We start from the raw sequence: 21,644 nt of genomic DNA on the forward strand, positions 1-21,644 counted from the left end.
AACTTTTTAATTTTTATTCCCAATTAGGTTTTTGTTTTTTAATAAATTTACGCCACCTTTATACAAAACGAACTCTCGGTTGGTTTTAGTGTTAAAATTACAAAATGTTTCTCGAAAATACAGTAAATCATAAAGAACAATTTGGTTGGATTGAAGTCATTTGCGGCTCAATGTTCTCTGGTAAAACAGAAGAACTGATTCGCAGACTCAAACGGGCTCAATTTGCTAGGCAAAAGGTTGAGATTTTTAAACCTGCTGTCGATGTGCGCTACGATGAAGAAATGGTCGTTTCTCATGATGCTAATGAAATTCGTTCGACACCTGTTCCAGCGGCTGCTAATATTCCTATTTTAGCCGATGGTTGTGATGTTGTGGGTATTGATGAAGCACAATTTTTTGATGATGAAATCGTACGCGTTTGTAATGATCTCGCCAATAAAGGAATTCGTGTGATTGTTGCTGGATTGGATATGGATTTTAAAGGCAATCCGTTTGGCCCTATGCCCAACTTAATGGCAACTGCCGAATATGTAACAAAAGTACATGCTATTTGTACAAGAACAGGAAATTTAGCACAATATAGTTATCGTAAAGCCACAAGTGAAGCCTTAGTTTTACTAGGTGAAGTTGACGAGTACGAACCTTTAAGTCGCGCAGCTTTTTACAAGGCCATGTTACGAGATAAAATCCGACACATGAAAGTTAATGATGCCGAAGAAATTTCTAATAAAGACAGTAAATCCAATGCCTAAAGCTAAAGAAACTGTTTTAGAAATCGATTTAAAAGCACTCCAACATAACTTAGAGTATATTAAATCTAAACTTAAAACCAACACCAAAATATTAGCCGTTGTTAAAGCTTTTGCCTATGGCAGTGATGCTGAAGTTATTGCCAATTACCTTCAAAATTTAGATATTGATTATTTTGCTGTCGCCTATGTAAGTGAAGGTGTCGCCTTAAGAGATGCTGGTGTAAAAACACCCATTTTAGTACTGCACCCACAGGCTATTAACTTTAAAACCTTAATAGAACGTTGTTTAGAGCCTAGTTTGTATAACGCTAAAGTATTAAACGAATTTATTACAATAGCCTCCCAAGAACACCAAAAGAATTATCCTGTTCATATTAAATTTAATACGGGTTTAAATCGTTTAGGTTTTGATGAAAATGAGGTAACTGATGTGGTTTTAAAATTAAAAACCACTACTGCGGTAAAAGTAAAATCACTTTTTTCTCATTTGGCAGCCAGTGAAGATTTAAACGAAAAGGAATTTACTGAACAACAAATTAAGCGATTCAAAACAATTACTGAACAGTTTAGCAACGCCCTTGGTTATCAACCTTTACTCCATTTAACCAATACTTCAGGAATTCTTAATTATCCTGAAGCGCATCTCGATATGGTTCGAACTGGAATTGGACTTTATGGTTATGGAAATTCAGAAACAGAAAATAAAAATTTGATACCTATAGCCACACTTAAATCTGTGATCTCGCAAATCCACACCATAAAAAAAGGAGAAACTGTTGGTTATAATAGAGCTTATACAAGTAAGGATATACAAAAAACAGCTACGATTCCTATTGGTCATGCCGATGGAATTGGGCGGCAATATGGTAATGAAAAAGGATTTGTAACTATTCATGGTCAAAAAGCACCCATTATTGGTAATGTGTGTATGGATATGATTATGGTTAATGTGACAGATATTGCTTGTAATGAAGGAGATGAAGTTATTATTTTTGGAACAACAACTAATGCTGCTGAGTTTGCACGTACTGCAAATACCATTTCTTATGAAATAATTACTGCTATTTCACAACGTGTAAAACGTACATTTTTAGATAATTAGATTTTTTTTACCATCCTTTGTGACTTTTTAACTAAATTAGAGTCTAATTTATTAACTAACTAATAAAATATTTAAACATTATGTTAAAAGAATTTAAGGAATTTATCATGACAGGAAATGTCATTGATTTAGCAGTTGCGGTATTACTAGCAGGTGCAATGGGAATGGTAGTAAACGGTTTTGTAACCGATATCATGATGCCTATTGTAGGTCACTTTACAGGTGGAGTAAGCTTTGAAGACATGAAGCATGTCTTATCTCCAGCAGTTGTTGCTGCTGATGGTACAGTTACAACTCCAGAAAATGCCATTATGTATGGAAAATGGATTAATGCTATTATTAACTTAATTATCGTTGGTTTTGTATTGTTTATGATTGTAAAAGCTTATAACAAAACTAAAGCTCCAGCTGAAGAACCAGCTCCAGCAGGACCATCTGAAATTGATTTATTAACTGAAATCAGAGATGCACTTAAAAAATAGTTTGTAACTAATCGCTACACTACATATTTTAACTTTAACCGCTTCTTAAAAGAAGCGGTTTTTTTTATGCTTTTTTTAGGTCTCAAAATGATATAATAACTACATTTGTTCTTATTATTTATATCTAATTTTTTTCTTATGAAAGTAGCTGTTGTTGGCGCCACTGGTTTAGTTGGTGAAGTTATGCTTAAAGTTCTTGAAGAACGTAATTTTCCTGTTTCAGAATTAATTCCTGTAGCATCAAAACGCTCTATAGGTAAACACATTTCTTATAAAGGAAAAGACTATAAAGTTGTTGGAATGGAAGATGCTATTAATATGAAGCCAGATGTTGCTTTATTTTCGGCAGGTGGCGATACTTCTTTAGAATGGGCTCCAAAATTTGCTGAAGCGGGTATTACAGTGATTGATAATTCTTCGGCGTGGCGTATGGATCAAAGCAAGCAACTTGTTGTTCCGGAGATTAATGCGAGTAAGCTTACTTCCGAAGATAAAATCATAGCAAATCCAAACTGTTCTACCATACAAATGGTTGTGGCATTAGCGCCTCTTCATAAAAAATATAAAATTAAGCGTATTGTCGTTTCTACTTATCAATCAATTACCGGAACTGGAGTTAAAGCTGTAAAACAGTTAGAAAATGAGCTTGCAGGTATCAAAGGTGAAATGGCTTATCCGTATCCTATTCATCAAAATGCTATTCCGCATTGTGACGTTTTTGAAGACAACGGTTATACCAAAGAAGAAATGAAACTCGTTAGAGAAACTCAAAAAATTCTTGACGATCGTACAATTGCTGTTACCGCAACGGCTGTTAGAATTCCAACGGCTGGCGGACATAGTGAAGCTGTAAATGTTGAATTTGAAAATGACTTTGATTTAGCCGAAGTACGACAATTACTAAACGAATCTCCAGGAGTGGTTGTTCAAGATAATATTGATGTAAACACCTATCCAATGCCTATCTATGCTAATGGTAAAGATGATGTTTTTGTAGGAAGAATTCGTCGTGACGGGTCCCAACCTAACACTTTAAATCTATGGATTGTTAGTGATAACCTTAGAAAAGGAGCTGCAACCAACACCATTCAAATTGCTGAATATTTAACAGCACATAAACTTCTGTAAATCTTCTGCATATTTAGGTAGGGTTTTTAGTGTTTAAGTTGTTTATAGTATAAACAAAGCGAAGTCTGAAAAATGAAAAAACTATTTGTCAGTTTTTTTAGGATTTGGACTCTTGTTGTCTGATAAAAAGTACATTACAACTAATTAATTATTCAGATGCTCGCTTAGTAAGTATATTTACTATCCAAATTTTACTATAAATGTTAAAAAATTACTTGAAATCTATTAGCGTTTTAGCTTTTATCTTAACCTTCTATTCTTGTAGCGAGGACGATAATTATGTGCCTATAGTAATTCAAGCCAATACTGATGCTGCTGAAGTGTCTCAAAATAGTACTGTAACTATTGATGTTCTATCAAATGACACCAATGTTCCTAATGATGGTATTTTAACTACTGAAAATGGAAGCAATGGAACGACACAAGTCATAGACTCTAATGCAACACCAAGCAACCCTTCTGATGATGTTATCTTGTATACACCAAATTTTGACTTTGTTGGAAGCGATACATTTCAATACACCATCTGTGATGACAATAATAATTGTGCAACAGGAACGGTTACTGTTACAGTTTCTCCAGTATCGCCTGTAAGTCTTGACTTAGACAATATGCCATACGCTACACTTTCAGAATACAACTTTTTTGATGGTGAATTAAAAGACTTAGATCCTGTATTTGGAGTTTTACCGTACGATTTAAACTCTCCGCTTTTTTCAGATTACGCACATAAAAAACGTTTTGTTTGGATGCCAGAGGGTACAAAAGCGAACTACAATAGTGATTTCACACCTTTAGATTTTCCCGTCGGATCAGTCCTTATTAAGAATTTTTATTATGACAATGTACAGCCAAGTAATTCGACTAGAATTATTGAAACACGACTCATGTATATGACAGAAGACGGTTGGGATTTTGCAAAATATGTATGGAATGACGAGCAAACAGAAGCAAGCTTTACCAATGCAGGTAGCTTTACAAATGTAGAGTGGATAGAAAACGGAAACACAAACAATGTAACCTATAGAATTCCTTCAAGAAGCGAATGTTTTACCTGCCATAATAAATTTGATACACCGGTTCCAATAGGCCCGAAACCTCAAAATTTAAACAGAGACCTTAGCTATCCGGAAGGCACCAACAATCAATTGCAAAAATGGATAGAGGTAGGCTATTTAGAAAATAATTTACCTACTTCAATCGTATCAACTGTCAATTGGGAAGACGAATCATTAGATCTAGAATTAAGGGTAAGATCATACTTAGATATTAATTGTGCACATTGTCATTCTGAAGAAAGTTATTGTGAATACAGACCGATGCGTTTTGCGTTTAATGAAAATGATGATGATACAAATAAAGGAGTATGTGTCCCTCCAGACACCCAAATTTCTGGCACCTCACATATTATTGTACCTAATAATATAGACGCCTCTGTTCTTCGATTTAGAATCAATTCTATTGAAGAACAAAACCGAATGCCTTTATTAGGACGAACTATGACACACTTTGAAGGTGTGAGATTAATTGATGATTGGATAAACACTCTTAACGGAGAATGCGAATAAAAACAAATACAAAATTATGAAATCAAAACTACTAGTATTAACCATTTTATCTTTAGCATTTTGTTCTCAAACTTTTGGGCAACCTGCTAATGATAACATTAGTGGAGCCATACCTATAACTCCCTCTCCAGAAGGAACGGGTTGCTCTGTAACAACATTTAACCTACCTTTTTCAACAGATGGGACTACCGATAGTGGCGTTCAAGGAAGTTGTAGAACCTCTGGATTGGATCAATTCTTTACTTGGACTGCAACGACAACAGCCTTATATTTTTCGTCTCAAAGCCCTGGAAATCCTGGCGCTGTAATTTGGGATTCTACAGGTACTGTCGAAATTGACTGTGCTGATACTTTTGAAACAGACAACTTAACAGGCTGGAATATAGGCGACGATCTTATCATTCAAATTTATGATTTTGTAGGATCTACATCCGATGTAGGCTTTTGTCTAGAGGCTTTAAATTATACACCTCCACCACCAATGCCCGTCACTTTTAGCGGACAAGCTGGAGGAACTTCAGGTGCTTATAAAATTGGAGCTGTTGATATGAATGGTGATCATTTAGACGATTTAGTTTGTGTTAATAAAGATTCTATTTATAACAATGGTAGTGGGAATGTAAGTGTCCCTAGACCTTATGTATTCATAAGCTATCAACTTCCTACTGGAGGCTTTCAAAAATCTACTATTACAACAACTTATCCAGACTTTGCTCCTACTTGGAGTTTGGCCGCTGCAGATTATGACAGAAACGGCTACAATGATTTGGTATACGGAGCAAGTAGTGGTGTCACTTTTATGAGAGCTAATGCAACAGGAACTGGTTTTACAGAAATTTCTGGTCCAGAAGATGTATTTTCACAACGCTCAAATTTTGTAGACATTAATAACGATGGTCATCTTGATGCTTTTGTTTGCCATGATACTGAACCTAATGTCTATTATTTAAATGATGGTAGTGGAAACCTAACCTTCAACCAAGGAGGTTTAGGAGATTATGCATCTGGAGGAAACTACGGGTCGATATGGGTTGATTACGATAATGATAGAGATATTGATATGTTTATCGCAAAATGTGGAGGAAATATAGCACGAAGAACCAATCAAATGCTTACCAACGATGGATCTGGAAACTATACTGAAAATGCAGCTGCTATTGGCTTAGATGATCCTATGCAAACCTGGTCTGCAGCTTGGGGAGATTTTGACAATGATGGTGATATGGATGTATTTGTAGGAGCGAGTACAGGCTCTCATAAGTTGATGCGTAATGACAACGGAATATTTACAGATATTACCTCTGGTTCTGGAGTAAGTGTCCTTTCTAGCACTTCTACCGAAACTGTAACCTTTGATTTTGATAATGACGGAAATCTGGATTTAGTCTCAGGAAACAATATCCTTTTTGGTAAAGGCAACATGACTTTTGATGTTTATACTGGTGTTTTTCCTGGATCTGGATCTTATGGCGATTTAAATAATGATGGTTATATTGACGCATTTAATTCTGGTAGCGTTTATATGAATAATGCCGAAAGTAACAATAACTGGATCAAAATTCACACTGTTGGAACTGCAAGTAATATTAATGGAATTGGTGCGCGTGTTGAAGTACATACCAATTCAGGTGTAAAAATCAGAGATGTGAGGAGTGGTGACGGATTTAGATATATGAATTCACTCAATACGCATATAGGAATTGGTACAGAAACAAGCATTAATTCGATAGTTGTATACTGGCCTTCTGGCATAATTGACACCATTTCCAATCCGACCATAAATGACTCTTTAGAGATTATTGAAGGCGCTACTTTGAGTTTAGAAAACTCACTTACTAATGCCTTGTTTATTTATCCAAATCCAACTAAAGATGTTTTAAATATCAATGATTTAGAACTTAATAACTCAGCGATTTATACCATTTTCGATATCACTGGGAAAAGAATAATGAATGCAAAACTTCATTCATCAACAATTGATGTTTCAAGTTTATCTCCAGGAAATTATATTTTAAGAATAGTTTCTGGAACTCAAATAAAAAGTCAAAAGTTTGTGAAAAATTAAATAAAAAAGCCTCTTTACCAATAATTTAGAGGCTTTTTTCTTACTTTTATGGACTTTCATTAATTAATAAATCAATCTTTATGAAAAAAATTACCCTCGCACTTTTTTGTTTAAGTGTATTTTTTAGTTTCTCCCAAACACTAAACCAACCTGCAAATTGGCCTAATGCCAATTGGACACTTGACGGTAACTATATTGCAACTTCTGACGCTTTGGAAGGAGACCCAACAACATCTAATAGTTTTTCATATAATGATGATGCTGCCGGACAAGGACATCAAGACAATATTTCTGCTGAATCACCTGTCATTAACCTTACTGCAGCTAACTCTGCTGGAGAAAATTGGGTTACTGTAGGAACAAGTTACGTTTATCGTGCTTTAGGTGACCAATTACAACTTCAATATTGGGATGCTGATAGTGCATCTTGGGTTGATTGGGGAGATGCCTTTACGGAAACAACAAATAATATAAGCGATAATTTTTGCTCTGGAACTGCTGTTAGCTTTAACTCAAGTGTACTAAATATTTCTTCATTTACTACAAATCAATTAAGTAATTTCAGATACAGATTTTACTATGATGATGCGCAAGTTGGTGGTTTTTGGGGATGGGGTTTTTGTATACAATCCCCAACTATAAGCTCTCAAACACCTCCTGCTTGCCCAAATATTTCTGAACTTACTGTCACCAACGTTACTGTTAATTCAGCAAATGCTTATTGGCAAGCTGGTGGTTCAGAATCTAATTGGGAAGTTGCTCTGCAGGCTTCTGGATCAGGAATCCCTTCTGGTTCTGGCACCTCAACAACATCTAATAACCCTTATCCATTAACAGGATTAACACCTGGTACTAACTATGAGATATACGTTAGAGGATTCTGTGGAGGATCAGACTACAGTAACTGGATTGGACCAATCGCTTTTTCTACATTAAATCCTGCACGTGTTAATTTCACTACAGAATCAATGTCTATTGGTGGTTACGATTTAACCGTTGTTGATATGGATGGGGACCACCTCGATGATATTGTATCAGCAAGCACCAATAATGTGAATGTACATTATCAACTAAGTACTGGTGGCTTTAATGAAGTTAATATCTCGACACCTAGCGCCAATTACTTACCAGGATGGAGTATGGCTGCGGCCGATTTTGATAGAAATGGAAAAACCGATTTACTTTATGCTGCAGGTAACGGAGTTACTTTTATGAAACAAAATGCTTCAGGTACTGGTTTTACTGAAATCTCAACGTCTGAATATGTGTTTTCTCAACGATCAAATTTTGCAGATATTAACGATGATGGGCATTTAGATGCTTTTGTTTGTCATGATGTTGAACCTAATGTTTATTATATCAATGATGGCTCTGGAAACTTAACATTCTACCAATCTAACGTGACTCCTGGTGCTCCTGTAAATTTAGGAGATTATGCTTCTGGTGGTAACTACGGATCCATATGGATTGATTACGATAATGATCGCGATTTAGATATGTTTATCGCTAAATGTGGTGGTGAAACTGCTCGTAGAAGAAATAATATGTTAACCAATAATGGCAACAATACTTATACTGAAAATGCTGCTGCTCTTGGCTTAGATGACCCAATGCAAACTTGGTCTTCGTCATGGGGAGATTTTGATAATGATGGAGATATGGATCTTTTTGTTGGTGCTAGTTCTGGAAATCATAAACTCATGCGTAATAACATGGACGGAACATTTACAGACGTCACCGCTGGCTCTGGTGTAAGTGTTGCGCCAACTGGACATGAAAATGTAAGTTATGATATTGATAATGATGGCTATCTAGACATCTTATGTAATGGTACGATCTTATACGGAAAAGGAGATCTTACTTTTGAAGATGCCGACAGCAATCAATTAGATTATAAAAATGGGTCTTTTGGAGATTTAAATAGTGACGGATTCATTGATGCGTATTATAATGGAAATATTTACTGGAACCTTACGACACCAAATAACTGGATAACTATTAACACCGTTGGGGTACAAAGTAATATTGATGGTATTGGAGCTAGAGTTGAACTTTATACCAATGCTGGTGTTCAAATTAGAGACGTAAGAAGTGGAGAAGGCTTTGAGTTTATGAGTACTTTAAATACACACTTCGGAATTGGTACCGAAACTTCAATTAACAGTGTTGTAATCTACTGGCCATCTGGTGTGATTGATACCATCTCTAATCCTGACATTAATGAACCGCTTGAAGTGATTGAAGGCGCAACATTAACTTTAGAAAACTCATTTGTTAATGATTTAATTTTATACCCTAACCCAACTAAAGATGTATTAAACATCTCCACTATTGATGAGCTTCATAATGCTGTTTATACCATATTTGATATCAACGGGAAACGTGTTTTAAATTCAAAGTTAAATCAAAATACAATTGATGTAAGAAGTCTTAATACTGGAAACTATATCTTAAGAATTGTTTCAGGAAATACGATTAAAAGTCAGAAATTTATTAAGCAATAAATTGTCTTAACAAATTCTTAAAAAAGCCTTTACATATTATTTGTAGAGGCTTTTTTCGTTACTTTTATGAATAACTAATTAAAGACAAAATCAAAATGAAAAAAATTTCATTATTAATATTGGCTATTGTTACTTTTAGCGCTTGTAAAGAAGATGCTAAAGAACAAAAATCAGACATCGTGATTAATTATCCTGAAACAAAAAAAGTAGATACTGTAACGAATTATTTTGGTACAGATGTCAAAGATCCTTATCGCTGGTTAGAAGACGACAGAAGTAAAGACACCGAAAGTTGGGTGAAGTCTCAAAACCAAGCCACCTTTGGGTATCTAGACAACATTCCTTATCGTGAAGAACTCAAAGAACGCTTATCCAAACTATGGAACTACGAAAAAGTAGGCGCGCCTTTTAAAGAAGGAGATTACACCTATTTCTATAAAAATGATGGTTTACAAAACCAATATGTCATTTACCGTTATAAAACCGGAGAGGACCCAAGTACAGCAACTGTTTTTTTAGATCCTAATACATTTAAAGAAGATGGTACCATTTCACTTGGAGGTACTAGTTTTTCTAAAGACGGAAAAACATTAGCTTATGCGATTTCTGAAGGTGGTAGCGACTGGCGAAAAATCCTAATTATGGATACCGAAAGCAAAAAAATTATTGAAGACACTCTGGTTGATATCAAATTTAGTGGGATGTCTTGGTATAAAAATGAAGGTTTCTACTATTCCAGTTACGACAAACCTAAAGGAAGCGAATTATCTGCTAAAACCGACCAACATAAAGTCTACTATCATAAATTAGGAACCTCACAAAAAGATGATCTGGTGATTTTTGGAGGAAAAGCTTCCGAAAAACACCGTTATATTGGTGGCTCCGTTTCTGAGGATGATAAATATCTTTTTATTTCGGCGAGTGTATCAACTTCTGGTAATAAATTATTTCTAAAAGATCTTTCAAAACCTAACAGTCCTTTAGTAACAATTTTAGATCATACCGATAGTGACACCTATCCAATTGAGAACGTAGGCAGTAAGATTTATTTGGTCACAAATCTCAATGCGCCAAATAAAAAGATTGTAACTGTTGACGCTTCTAATCCTACTCCAGAAAACTGGGTCGATTTCATTCCCGAAACACAAAATGTCCTAAGCCCTTCTAAGGGTGGTGGCTACTTTTTTGCCGAATATATGGTCGATGCGGTTTCAAAAGTTTTACAATACGATTATGATGGTAAACTTGTAAGAGAAGTTAAATTACCTGGTGTTGGAAGTGCTGGTGGATTTGGCGCTAAAAAAGAAGATAAAGAACTATACTATTCTTTTACTAACTACGTAACACCTGGAAGTATTTACTTATATGATATTGAAAAAGGAACTTCAGAATTATACCGTAAGCCCGATATCGATTTCAATCCTAGTGATTACGAAAGCAAACAAGTATTCTACAATTCGAAAGACGGAACTAAAGTTCCAATGATTATAACACACAAAAAAGGCCTAAAACTCAATGGTAAAAACCCAACAATTCTTTACGGTTATGGTGGTTTTAATATTAGTTTAACCCCATCATTTAGTATCGCTAATGCCGTTTGGATGGAACAAGGCGGTATTTATGCGGTTCCTAATCTTCGTGGTGGTGGAGAATACGGAAAAGCATGGCATAAAGCGGGTACACAATTAAAGAAGCAAAATGTTTTTGACGACTTTATTGCTGCTGCCGAATATCTTATCGAAAACAACTATACGTCTAGTGATTATCTGGCCATAAGAGGTGGTTCAAACGGTGGTTTATTAGTTGGAGCAACAATGACGCAACGTCCAGACTTAATGAAGGTAGCCTTGCCTGCAGTTGGTGTTCTTGACATGCTACGCTACCACACTTTTACTGCTGGCGCTGGATGGGCTTATGACTACGGAACTGCCGATGATAACAAAGAAATGTTCGAATACCTGAAAGGATATTCGCCTGTTCATAATGTTAAAGAAGGTGTTGAATATCCAGCGACTATGGTGACCACAGGCGATCATGACGATCGTGTTGTACCTGCTCATAGCTTTAAATTTGCTGCCGAATTACAAGCCAAACAATCTGGTAATAATCCAACACTTATCCGTATTGAAACCGATGCTGGTCATGGCGCAGGAACACCTGTTTCTAAAACCATCGAACAGTATGCCGATATTTTCGGATTTACGCTCTATAACATGGGATTTGATGTCTTACCTAGTAAAACAAAAGAACAAGTAAAAGGTTAATCTTTTATATATCTATTTAAAAGTCGCTCTACTGTTGAGCGGCTTTTTTTTATAGTATTTTTGCACCGTCATGCTCAAGGTAAAACATCTTACATTTTCATATCATAAAACACCGGTTTTAAAAGACCTCTCTTTTAAAGTTCAGCAAGGGGATCACTTGGCTATAATTGGCGAAAGTGGTTCTGGAAAAAGCACGCTTCTAAAAGTGCTTTACGGCGAATACGATGTAAACTTCGGAAATATTTATTGGAAAGACACCGAAATTTTAGGACCAAAACACAATCTCGTTATTGGTTATGATTTTATGAAATACGTCGCCCAGGAATTTGATTTAATGCCTTTTACATCCGTCGAAGAAAATATCGGAAAGTTTCTCTCTAATTTCTTTCCGACGGAAAAAAAAGAACGCACCGCAGAACTCCTCGAAGTTGTTGAACTAACAGCTTTTTCTAAAACTAAAGTGAAGACACTTTCTGGCGGACAAAAACAACGTGTGGCATTAGCAAGAGCATTGGCAAAACAACCCGAAATCATATTACTGGATGAGCCTTTTAGTCATATTGATAACTTTAAAAAACAATCGCTTAGACGTAATGTTTTTAAATATCTGAAATCGAAAAATATTACGTGTATGGTTGCTACACATGATAAAAATGACGTCCTCGGATTTGCAGATAATATCATCGTTTTAAACAACAATCAAATTGAAGCCTACGATACACCCGAAGCTTTATATAAAACTCCAAAAACACCCTTAATCGCTTCCTTTTTTGACGAATTTAATGTAATTGACAACCAAATTGTTTATGCGCATCAACTAAAAGTCGTCAACGATTCTAAGTGGAAAGCGACAGTAATTACTTGCTACTTTAAAGGCAATTACTATTTAGTTGAAGCAGATTTAAATGGCGAAAAGGTGTTTTTTGAGAGCCTTATTCAACTTCAAAAAGACCAAAATATCTACCTTAAAATAGAATTATAAATCTTCGCGTTCGGCATATTGCAACCCGTTTGGTAATTCTATTGAAGAAAATTCTAAGTGCAAAACCCGTCGGCGTCGTTGTACTTTAGATGCCGAAGAGGCATGTAATAATAAAGGTTTTAATAACTGAACTCCACCTGCTCCCAATTCACTTACAAAAGGTATTGAATTGGTCGTAATCAACTTAATTTCTTCATCTGTTAAACGCTTTTGATGAGACCCTGGAATCACTTTTAAAGCGCCATTTTTAACCGTCGTGTCATCTAAATGAATACGCATGGCAAATGTTTTTTTTGAAATGTCTTCAGGAGGACGCACACCAATCACACCCTTTTTGTTGGTCCACGATGTAAAGCCTTTGGTTTCAATCTTTTCCAAAACATTAATAGGCACATCCTGATGCCAGCTCACATACCAATTGTCTTGAGGAGATTTATCAAAATAAATGGCTTTGGTTAAAAATGCTTCTTTATTTATGGTCTTAATAAGCTTTTTGAAATTTTTATTAAACAGGATATCCTTTAGTTCTGGCATTTTCAAAAGGACTTCGCGCATGCCAAAAGCTTGTTCGTTATGATGCTTGATATAGGCCTCTAATTTTGCCTTTAATTTTCTAATATCACGCTTGGTATAGACATGATTTAAAATCCCAAAACCTTTGTACTCTAATCGTTTGGATATTGTACGTAGATTTTTGTCGTTAATTTCGGTTTCATAAACATCAACAGCATCATACAACCGCTCTTTAATTGATCGCTTTAAGCGTTCTGGCGCCACTACTTTAATCCCTTCGCCCAAGCCTAAAATTTCTTTTTCAAGTTCAAAATTTAACTGAACTTCCAAAGCAATCGTCACACCATAATTATCTCTAGCTATTTCTTTTTGAGTATGATGAAAAGGCTTGGTTAAAATGTATGGCGCTTGTTTGTGATGGACATAAAGTACAACAGTTTCGGGTTTTAGTGACGGACTCACAGAAACACCAATAGCGTTTTTGTAGTAAGCTTCAGAATCGAAATCATTATCAACAACAAATGTTTTATCACTCTTTTTGACAGCAATGATGCGGTCTAAAGCTAAATTCATAATCCCTTCATTAGACTTTCGTTTTCCAATAACAAACCATCGGTTTCTAAACTCTTTAAGCAAGTAAGGGTAAAAAACAAACGTACTCTCATGACGCGCTTTAAACGATTGATAAGTCATTTCTATCGCTTGTTTTTTCAGAATAAATTGATACAATTGATCTAAAAATACTAAGCCTTTTAAATTATCATTTTTTTCAAAATCTATTAAAGACTTTGCATGAGTTTTTTGAGTGTATACATGGTCTTCCAGTTTTTGAACCATACTTCCTAACTCTGAAAAATGAGAAAAGCCCTGAAACTGTTTTAAAAATGAAACCGCTTCTGATAATTTGCTTAAATCTTGATTGGAAATCGGACTATTAGTAATACTATAATCCTCATCGGCATATCTGTAATACTTTCGATCATAAACCTCAATGGGTGCATTATAACCTAACTTATCACTTCGCATCATTTGAAGATCTAACTGAACCGTTCGTTTACTCACATCAACATCCTTACCTTCATATTCATAAAGCGCATCAGAAACAGCCTCAATTAAATCATTGAGTGTCCATGGTCTGAAATGATTCTGAAGACATTTGTCAATGGTTTTATAGCGAATTAATGCATTTTTATTAACGGCCATTTTATAAGATTTTAGACTTCAATTTAACTGAAAATTTTTAGTGCGCAAAACGATTGCGCAACTAGTCTTGATCTTTGCCTTAAATACAAAAATCATGGGAGCGCTAAAAAGGCATTTGGAGCATCAAAATTTTATCATTTAGACAAGAATTTGACATTAAAACAAAAATTATTTGCTTTTTTTAAAAAAATATAATACTTCGTATTATGTGCTCAATTTTTGAGTGAAACCAAAAATAAATTTTGAAAATTAAAAAATTAATCTAAATCTTTGCAACGCATTTCAACCAAAACATAACAAACAGAAGTTGAATTAAAAATTAGAAACTATGAGTTTATTTGTAACATATCAAAACAGTCCAAAAGGAATACCGCCTTTTGTGATGCTTCGCGACTATCGTTAGATAAACTTTTCAAATTTATATATGAAAAATCCGAAGCCAATTAAAACTGTTTCGGATTTTTTGTTTTCAATCGTTAACCATTCGGTTAAACCTCCTCCAAAACAGTTAGAATACAAAGCTCAGTAACTGGGCTCAAGCGATATATATCGCAAAAAAGAATTATTAAAACATAACATAATGGACACGAATTTGTTAAACAACTACGTGTTAAAAGCCATAGATGCTTATCCATACGATTTAGAAGAAACCGTAGAAAATCTAAACTACGCCTTGTCATACGAGCGTCATAATGCCTACGCCTTATACCTCATGGGACGTTTACAAGCAGAACAGTTTGGAGATTATGAAAAAGCCAAGTCCTATTTTGCCGAAGCACTGGCAAATAAAATGGATTTTATTAAAGTGTACCCAATGTACATCTTGGTTTTAATCTGGAATCACGATTTCGACGAAGCGCAAAAATTAATAGACTTTGCTCATAATGTGAAAGCGGTTGGCAAAGGCGAGCTTTTAGTTTTACAAGCGCAGCTTTTTGAATGTCAGGAAGCGTATAAAAAAGCACTAAAAACTTTTAAAAAAGCGAAGTTGTTTGTTTATAACAACAGTTTTATAACGTTTGTAGATTCTGAAATCAACAGGGTTAAAGACAAAATAAAACCAAAGAAAAAGAAGACTTCCAAAAAGAAAAAAACGAAAAAAGAGAAGTCAAAAAAGAAGAAAAAATAAACCTGAAAATCTTATGAGAATTTCAGTAAAAACAATTAGAACATATGAATAAAACAAGAAACATATACTTGACTTCAGACCATCATTTTGGTCATGAGAATATTATAAAATTCACCAATCGTCCATTTGGTAGTGTAGAAGACATGGACCAAGAACTCATTAAACGCTGGAACAGTCGCGTCAACAAACACGACAAAGTATATCATTTAGGTGATTTCGGACTCTGTAAAGCAGAACGACTACGAGACATTCTTGAGCAACTAAACGGAAAAATCTTTCTTATAAGAGGCAATCACGAAGGTGCTGCCTTAGCAAATCCTAACCGATTTGAATGGATTAAAGATTATTTCGAGCTCAATGTCAATGATGCAGATGCGCCTAATGGCAAACAAAAAATCATCCTTTTGCATTATGCAATGCGCGTTTGGCGATCAAGCTTTAGAGGTACATGGCATTTGTACGGTCATTCACATGGTACGCTACAGGATGACCCAACAATGAACAGCTTTGACGTTGGTGTCGATTGTCACGATTTCTATCCGATAAGCTACGAGGAAGTCAAACGTATAATGAGTTTAAAAACATGGGAACCACCATTTAAAAATTAAGATGATGAAACGACAAGAATTAATGAAACGATTCCTAAGCAGAACCGATCAAACAGGACGATTTATTGTGAGTTCAAAAATAACAGGTATCACCTATTTTGTTGAACCCATAGACAACGGTAAACCAGATAAACTTTGGGGAGACGTTGATCCAGCAACCAATAAACTCACTGGAGATTATGGAAACAAAACGATAGGTGCTGTTAAAGAACAAGATTCTTTAATCGTTGAAGAGAATGGGTTTGTAAACATTTTAACCTTCAAAGGAAGCCCCTTAGGCGAAATAGACAGGAGAGACAAAATGTATGCATCTCAATAAATTTTCAAAATTTTTATTACTACGCAAAAAGATTGCGCAATAGGGTTAAATATTTGCAGTGTAATCATAAAGAAGTCTTATACGTTAGACTTTGGTAGTAGTGCTCCGCCAGTCGAGGGAACTGGCGGAGCTTAATAAAAGTTCTTTTAAAAAAACCTGAGAAGATAACGATTGGCTGTTTACTCGCTTTGGATGCGAGAGGTTGCAGGTTCGAGTCCTGCTTCTCAGACAAAATAATCAAATCAAATGTATTTGAATTTGATTGAAGATGAGGCATTGCAGGAAAAACGAAGTTATATCCTGCTTCTCAGACTGGATTACCTGCTTTTGCAGGACATAATATCAAGCAGGTCTTGTTAGGTGTTTCGATATAGCACTATTGTATAAATCCTTACTGTTTAGTATCAGGTTTTTATATGCAACTTGACTTGAAGGCTTCGGTTGTTAGCCAAATAATAACCTCCATCTATGTACACAGGTTCGAATCCTGTTCCCGAAAATTCGGGATAGCTTAGCGGTCAAGCAATAGACAAGTGTAGGTTCGAATCCTACCAAGATCAGATGGTCTTGTGGCGGAATGGTAGACGCGCTGTATTTAGGTTACAGTTTAAAATGGACTTTAAATCCATCTTTAGAAAAGAAGACCAGCTTTTAAAAATAGGTCACCAAGTGCGTCACACTTTAAATGACAAAAACAAAGTGAATTAAAACTGGCTTTTGCAATTTATTGACAAAGCAATCCAGAAAACACCTTGAGATACATAGGTATTAAAAGCCGTTTTAGTTGTTCTTTTAAAGATTCATTTTTGGGTAAGGATTTGAAAATTAGCTTAAGTCCAAACTAATTAATCGTCTGCAAAACAACACGTAAAACACTTGTAATCGGTTGTATTTCCGTCGTTTGAAAGATGGTTTTCTTTCGCTTTGTTAGTGAAACTCGATTTATGAACAAGTCTTTTTAGACTTTTCAGAAAACGTAAGTTGAACTAATCCCGCTGAAAAGCGGGATCTTTTGAATAGTCATTCCGCTAGGCGGAACTCTATTATAAATGTTTAACCGTTCTGAAGTAAACAAAAGAAACTACAGAACAAAAAAAATAGAAATCATGCAAAGAGTAAGAGTTTATGCAGGTATGGTAGGTTTGGTGTTTAAAAATGGTAATTACACACGTGTTATTAATGCTGGAAAGCATTGGATCCGATTTAGCGAACAAGTCGTAACCTACGATTTGACACAAGCATTCAATGCGCCAAAAGCATTAGAAATCTTACTTAAAGATCAAGCTTTGGCCAACATGTTAACCATCATCGATGTTAAAGATGATGAAATCGTTTTGGTATACGAAGACAATAACTTTAAGCGTGTATTAACCGCTGGTCGTTATGCGTTTTGGAATAGCTTGGTCGATTATAAATTTGTGACTGCCGATTTGAGCAAAATTGACATCACAGAAGACATCAGTAAAACATTATTTAGCCATATGCAATTGCGTCAATACATTCGTGTATTTGAAGTAGCGGCTTACGAAAAAGCCATTATGATTGTTAATGATACCTTCGTTAAAATCCTTGAGCATGGTACCTACCATTTCTGGAAAAACGATCAAACCATTAAAATCCTTAAAGCAGATATGCGTCAGTTGCAATTAGAAGTTGCTGGTCAGGAATTATTGACCAAAGACAAAGCAACCGTTCGTATTAATTTTTACGCGCAATATAAAGTCACCGATATTGAAATCGCTTTAATGCGCAACAAAGATTACGAAAAGCAATTGTATATTACCTTACAATTGGCATTGCGAGCATTTGTTGGTGCCTACACATTAGACGAATTGTTAGAGCAAAAAGAAAGCATTGCTCAAGCCGTTTTTAACGATGTAAAAGCACAAGCCAATGTTTTGGGTGTAACCGTATTGCATACAGGTATGCGTGACGTGATTTTACCAGGAGACATGAAAGATATTATGAATCAGGTATTAATTGCTCACAAAAAAGCACAAGCCAATGTGGTGACACGTCGCGAAGAAACAGCGTCAACTCGTAGCTTGTTAAATACCGCTAAATTAATGGAAGACAACACGATGTTGTTTAAATTAAAAGAGATGGAATACGTTGAGAAAATTGCCGATAAAATTGGCGAAATTACGGTTGCTGGTAAGGGCAACGTAATCGAGCAATTAAAAGACATTTTCTCGGTGAATAATTAGTGTTAGGGCGTTACCCTCTTTCGCTGAAAAGCTTCAGAGGGTCGCGCTTTCCACTATATCTTTTGCAAAAAAGCAAAAGGATGCCGTTGCAATCGCTAACGCGAGATCAGTAAATATCAACGTCATTCTGAATTTATTTATTCATAAATATTTATTTCCAATTAAGGTATTCATGAATCTTCAATTTCAGAATCTCATCAAAATAATTAAGAAAAAAATTAACTACGCAAAAACATTGCGTAACACAGTATCATCTTTGTAGTATAATTAAGATATTAGAAAACATGGAAACAAAAATTACAGGAAAAGACATTATCGCTTTAGGCTTTAAACAAGGTAAATGGATGAAAGAAGCCATCGCTCATATTAATGAGAATGGTTTGAAAGGCGCTGCAATGGAAATATACCTTGAGCAATTCAAGTCACCAGATCCCATAGCGTTGCATGCAAAGCCTGTTGATTTTTCTATCAATATAAAAGCAGAAAACGAACTCGAAGAAGACAACGTTTCTAAAGTCATCAACTCCATGCAAACCTTGATGAAAACACCAACCTTAGTGGATGGTGCTATTATGCCAGATGCTTGTCCTGCAGGTCCAGACGGAACCATTCCTGTTGGTGGTGTTGCCGTGGCCAAAAATGCCATTCATCCAGGTATGCATAGTGCTGATATTTGCTGCTCGGTCATGCTTACCGATTTTGGTAAAGCAGATCCAAAAGCCATTCTAGATGCAGCACATGCGAACACTCATTTTGGTCCTGGTGGACGCGATAGAAATGCACAGTTTCGATTTCCAAAGGAACTATTAGAGGCTTTTGAAGCGAACTATTTATTGAATGACGGACAAATGATTCAGATTGCGAGATCACACTTAGGAACTCAAGGTGATGGTAACCATTTCTTATTTGTTGGAACCTCTAAAAAAACCGGACATACCATGCTGGTCACTCATCATGGATCTAGAGGTCCGGGAGCGCGATTGTATTCCAAAGGGATGAAAATCGCCGAACGTTTCAGAAAGGAGTTATCTCCTGAAACTAAAAAGCAAAACGCCTGGATTCCATTTGAAACTGAAGAAGGACAATCGTATTGGGAGGCCTTGCAAATTATTAGACAATGGACCAAAGCGAATCACGAAGTTTTGCATAATTCGGTTGCCGAAACACTGGATATTGACATCGAAAACCGATACTGGAACGAACATAATTTTGTGTTCAAGGATGGTGATTTATTTTACCACGCCAAAGGCGCCACACCTTTAGATGCGAAGTTTATGCCAGATATTACAGGTCCGAGATTGATTCCGTTAAATATGAGCGAGCCTGTTTTGATTGTTGAAGGTGCGACCACCAAAACCAATTTAGGATTTGCGCCTCATGGTGCTGGTCGTAATGTGAGCAGAACACAACATCGGAAAAGTAAAACAGGAACCATCATGCAAATCTTTAAAGAAGAAACGCGAGGTTTGGATGTTCGGTTTTTCTCAAAAGAAATCGATATTACCGAGTTGCCTAGCGCCTACAAAAATGCGAATGCTGTAAGACAACAAATGGACGATTACGGTTTGGGCACTGTTATTGACGAAGTCATGCCTTATGGTTGTATCATGGCAGGCGACTGGCAAAAAAATGCGCCTTGGAAAAACAAAAGACGCCAAGATAAAAAGCGTAAATAATAGGTCTTAGAAAGGAAAAAGCAGACTGACTTGGGTTAGTCTGCTTTTTATAAAAACACAACATCATGCAAAACAAAAAAGGGGCTCTGTATTAAGTTTTTAATTTAAACATATAATACAATGACATCTTACAAGAACAAGAAATTTTATAATTTCAAAAGTGTTCACAAGAGAAAAAAAAGAACCCGAAGTGCTAAAATTTGGTGGAAAAGTAATGAATGGGAATATCGCAGATTCACGAGACAACAATTTAGAAATAAATGTAAAGTTGTCTTAAGAAAGCAATTGAATGGTCAGGATATTGAATTTCCATTATATCGAAAAACACTATGGTGGGAAGCTTAATTTAGGCCTTAGCAGATCAATTCCATTTGGTCTGCTTTTGTTTTTCAACAGAAACAGCTAAATTCAAAATCAGAAAACAACACTATGCCCAACCGAAGAAATAGAGGAAAAAACAGTAATGACGACCAATTGTTTGGTTCCGAAGCTATTCAGAAAAAACTAAAAGAAGCTATCCTTGATATGCACTATTTGCTCAGTAGGGGTTATGCCGAAAAATCATCCTTACAATTGGTTGGTAATAACTATCGACTTAATGTAAGACAGCAACAAGCAGTTAGAGGCATGAGTGCATCACAACAACAAGTTTCGCGACGACAATCACACGAAATCACTTTTGATCATATAAATACTGAAACCATCATTATTGACGGTTTTAATCTGTTAATTATCCTAGAAAGCGCCTTATCTGGTGCTTATATTTTTAAAGGTTTAGATCATTGTTATCGCGATTTGTCTGGTGTTCATGGCACATATAAACGTGTACAACAAACCGAAACCGCCTTACTTTTGGTTGGAAAGCTTCTTAAAAACAACAAAGTTATTTGGGTTTTCGATCAACCTGTTTCTAATAGTGGAAAACTTAAAACCATGCTTAGAGAATTTGCAAAGCACCACAATTTTAATTGGGACATCATTTTAGAGAACAATCCGGATAAACATTTAGCGGAGAGTAATCAAATTGTTGTAAGTTCTGATGCTTGGATATTAGATCGCTCTGAACGATGGTTAAATCTTGGCGCACATATTATTGAACAACACATTGATGAAGTAAATAGTATCTATTGCAATGACTGAAA

17 protein-coding genes and 1 tRNA gene are annotated in these 21,644 nt (G+C 35.6%); 17 read left to right on the forward strand and 1 reads right to left on the reverse strand.

Features of this window, described 5'->3' with window-relative positions:
• Positions 1-104 precede the first annotated feature (104 nt).
• From N4270_RS05515 to N4270_RS05555, 9 genes are all read left to right on the forward strand, one after another.
• Complete coding sequence (locus tag N4270_RS05515) at positions 105-752, forward strand: thymidine kinase (RefSeq protein ID WP_260095936.1); 648 nt, start codon at positions 105-107, stop codon at positions 750-752.
• Entirely contained in the window at positions 745-1,854 is a 1,110-nt protein-coding gene (alr, locus tag N4270_RS05520) for an alanine racemase (protein WP_260095937.1), read from the forward strand. The genes N4270_RS05515 and alr overlap by 8 nt, the downstream gene beginning before the upstream one ends.
• Before the next feature lie 80 nt (positions 1,855-1,934).
• Entirely contained in the window at positions 1,935-2,336 is a 402-nt protein-coding gene (mscL, locus tag N4270_RS05525; RefSeq protein WP_260095938.1) for a large conductance mechanosensitive channel protein MscL, read from the forward strand.
• Between the two features lie 138 nt (positions 2,337-2,474).
• A complete protein-coding gene (locus N4270_RS05530) occupies positions 2,475-3,464 on the forward strand; it encodes an aspartate-semialdehyde dehydrogenase (protein ID WP_260095940.1) in 990 nt (329 codons plus the stop codon).
• A 200-nt stretch (positions 3,465-3,664) separates the two neighbouring features.
• Positions 3,665-5,032, forward strand: a complete 1,368-nt coding sequence (locus N4270_RS05535; RefSeq protein ID WP_260095941.1) for an Ig-like domain-containing protein — start codon at positions 3,665-3,667, stop codon at positions 5,030-5,032.
• A 16-nt stretch (positions 5,033-5,048) separates the two neighbouring features.
• The gene (locus N4270_RS05540; RefSeq protein WP_260095943.1) at positions 5,049-7,097 is read left to right on the forward strand and encodes an FG-GAP-like repeat-containing protein; all 2,049 of its coding nucleotides are present in this window, start codon (positions 5,049-5,051) and stop codon (positions 7,095-7,097) included.
• Positions 7,098-7,177: 80 nt separating this feature from the next.
• Positions 7,178-9,601, forward strand: coding sequence for an FG-GAP-like repeat-containing protein (locus tag N4270_RS05545; RefSeq protein WP_260095944.1), 2,424 nt, complete (start codon positions 7,178-7,180; stop codon positions 9,599-9,601).
• 95 nt (positions 9,602-9,696) lie between these two features.
• Positions 9,697-11,865, forward strand: a complete 2,169-nt coding sequence (locus N4270_RS05550) for a prolyl oligopeptidase family protein (RefSeq protein ID WP_260095945.1) — start codon at positions 9,697-9,699, stop codon at positions 11,863-11,865.
• A gap of 70 nt (positions 11,866-11,935) precedes the next feature.
• Positions 11,936-12,847 carry an ABC transporter ATP-binding protein gene (locus N4270_RS05555; RefSeq protein ID WP_260095946.1) on the forward strand — a complete coding sequence of 304 codons (912 nt, stop codon included), beginning with the start codon at positions 11,936-11,938 and terminating at the stop codon, positions 12,845-12,847.
• Here the strand turns inward: N4270_RS05555 and N4270_RS17185 are convergent.
• Positions 12,842-14,563 (reverse strand): WYL domain-containing protein, encoded by a 1,722-nt coding sequence (locus N4270_RS17185; protein ID WP_367399954.1) that lies wholly within the window; start codon positions 14,561-14,563, stop codon positions 12,842-12,844. The two genes, N4270_RS05555 and N4270_RS17185, sit on opposite strands and share 6 nt — an antisense overlap.
• A gap of 580 nt (positions 14,564-15,143) precedes the next feature.
• On the opposite strand from N4270_RS17185, the gene N4270_RS05570 reads away from it, so the two are divergent.
• The 8 genes from N4270_RS05570 (at position 15,144) to N4270_RS05605 (ending at position 21,642) form a co-directional block, all read left to right on the forward strand.
• A complete protein-coding gene (locus N4270_RS05570) occupies positions 15,144-15,692 on the forward strand; it encodes a lipopolysaccharide assembly protein LapB (protein WP_260095947.1) in 549 nt (182 codons plus the stop codon).
• A gap of 44 nt (positions 15,693-15,736) precedes the next feature.
• Positions 15,737-16,300, forward strand: a complete 564-nt coding sequence (locus N4270_RS05575) for a metallophosphoesterase (protein ID WP_260095948.1) — start codon at positions 15,737-15,739, stop codon at positions 16,298-16,300.
• 4 nt (positions 16,301-16,304) lie between these two features.
• Entirely contained in the window at positions 16,305-16,619 is a 315-nt protein-coding gene (locus N4270_RS05580; RefSeq protein WP_260095949.1) for a hypothetical protein, read from the forward strand.
• A 156-nt stretch (positions 16,620-16,775) separates the two neighbouring features.
• Positions 16,776-16,848: transfer RNA gene (locus N4270_RS05585), tRNA-Pro, on the forward strand.
• A gap of 877 nt (positions 16,849-17,725) precedes the next feature.
• Positions 17,726-18,826: a slipin family protein gene (locus N4270_RS05590; protein WP_260095950.1), complete on the forward strand. Its 1,101-nt coding sequence runs from the start codon at positions 17,726-17,728 to the stop codon at positions 18,824-18,826.
• Between the two features lie 284 nt (positions 18,827-19,110).
• Positions 19,111-20,502, forward strand: a complete 1,392-nt coding sequence (locus tag N4270_RS05595) for an RtcB family protein (RefSeq protein ID WP_260095951.1) — start codon at positions 19,111-19,113, stop codon at positions 20,500-20,502.
• A gap of 120 nt (positions 20,503-20,622) precedes the next feature.
• A complete protein-coding gene (locus tag N4270_RS05600) occupies positions 20,623-20,847 on the forward strand; it encodes a hypothetical protein (RefSeq protein WP_260095952.1) in 225 nt (74 codons plus the stop codon).
• Positions 20,848-20,931: 84 nt separating this feature from the next.
• Entirely contained in the window at positions 20,932-21,642 is a 711-nt protein-coding gene (locus N4270_RS05605) for a DUF434 domain-containing protein (protein WP_260095953.1), read from the forward strand.
• The last annotated feature ends 2 nt before the right edge of the window (positions 21,643-21,644 follow it).

Source organism: Psychroserpens sp. SPM9 (assembly GCF_025153525.1).
Lineage (GTDB): Bacteria > Bacteroidota > Bacteroidia > Flavobacteriales > Flavobacteriaceae > Psychroserpens.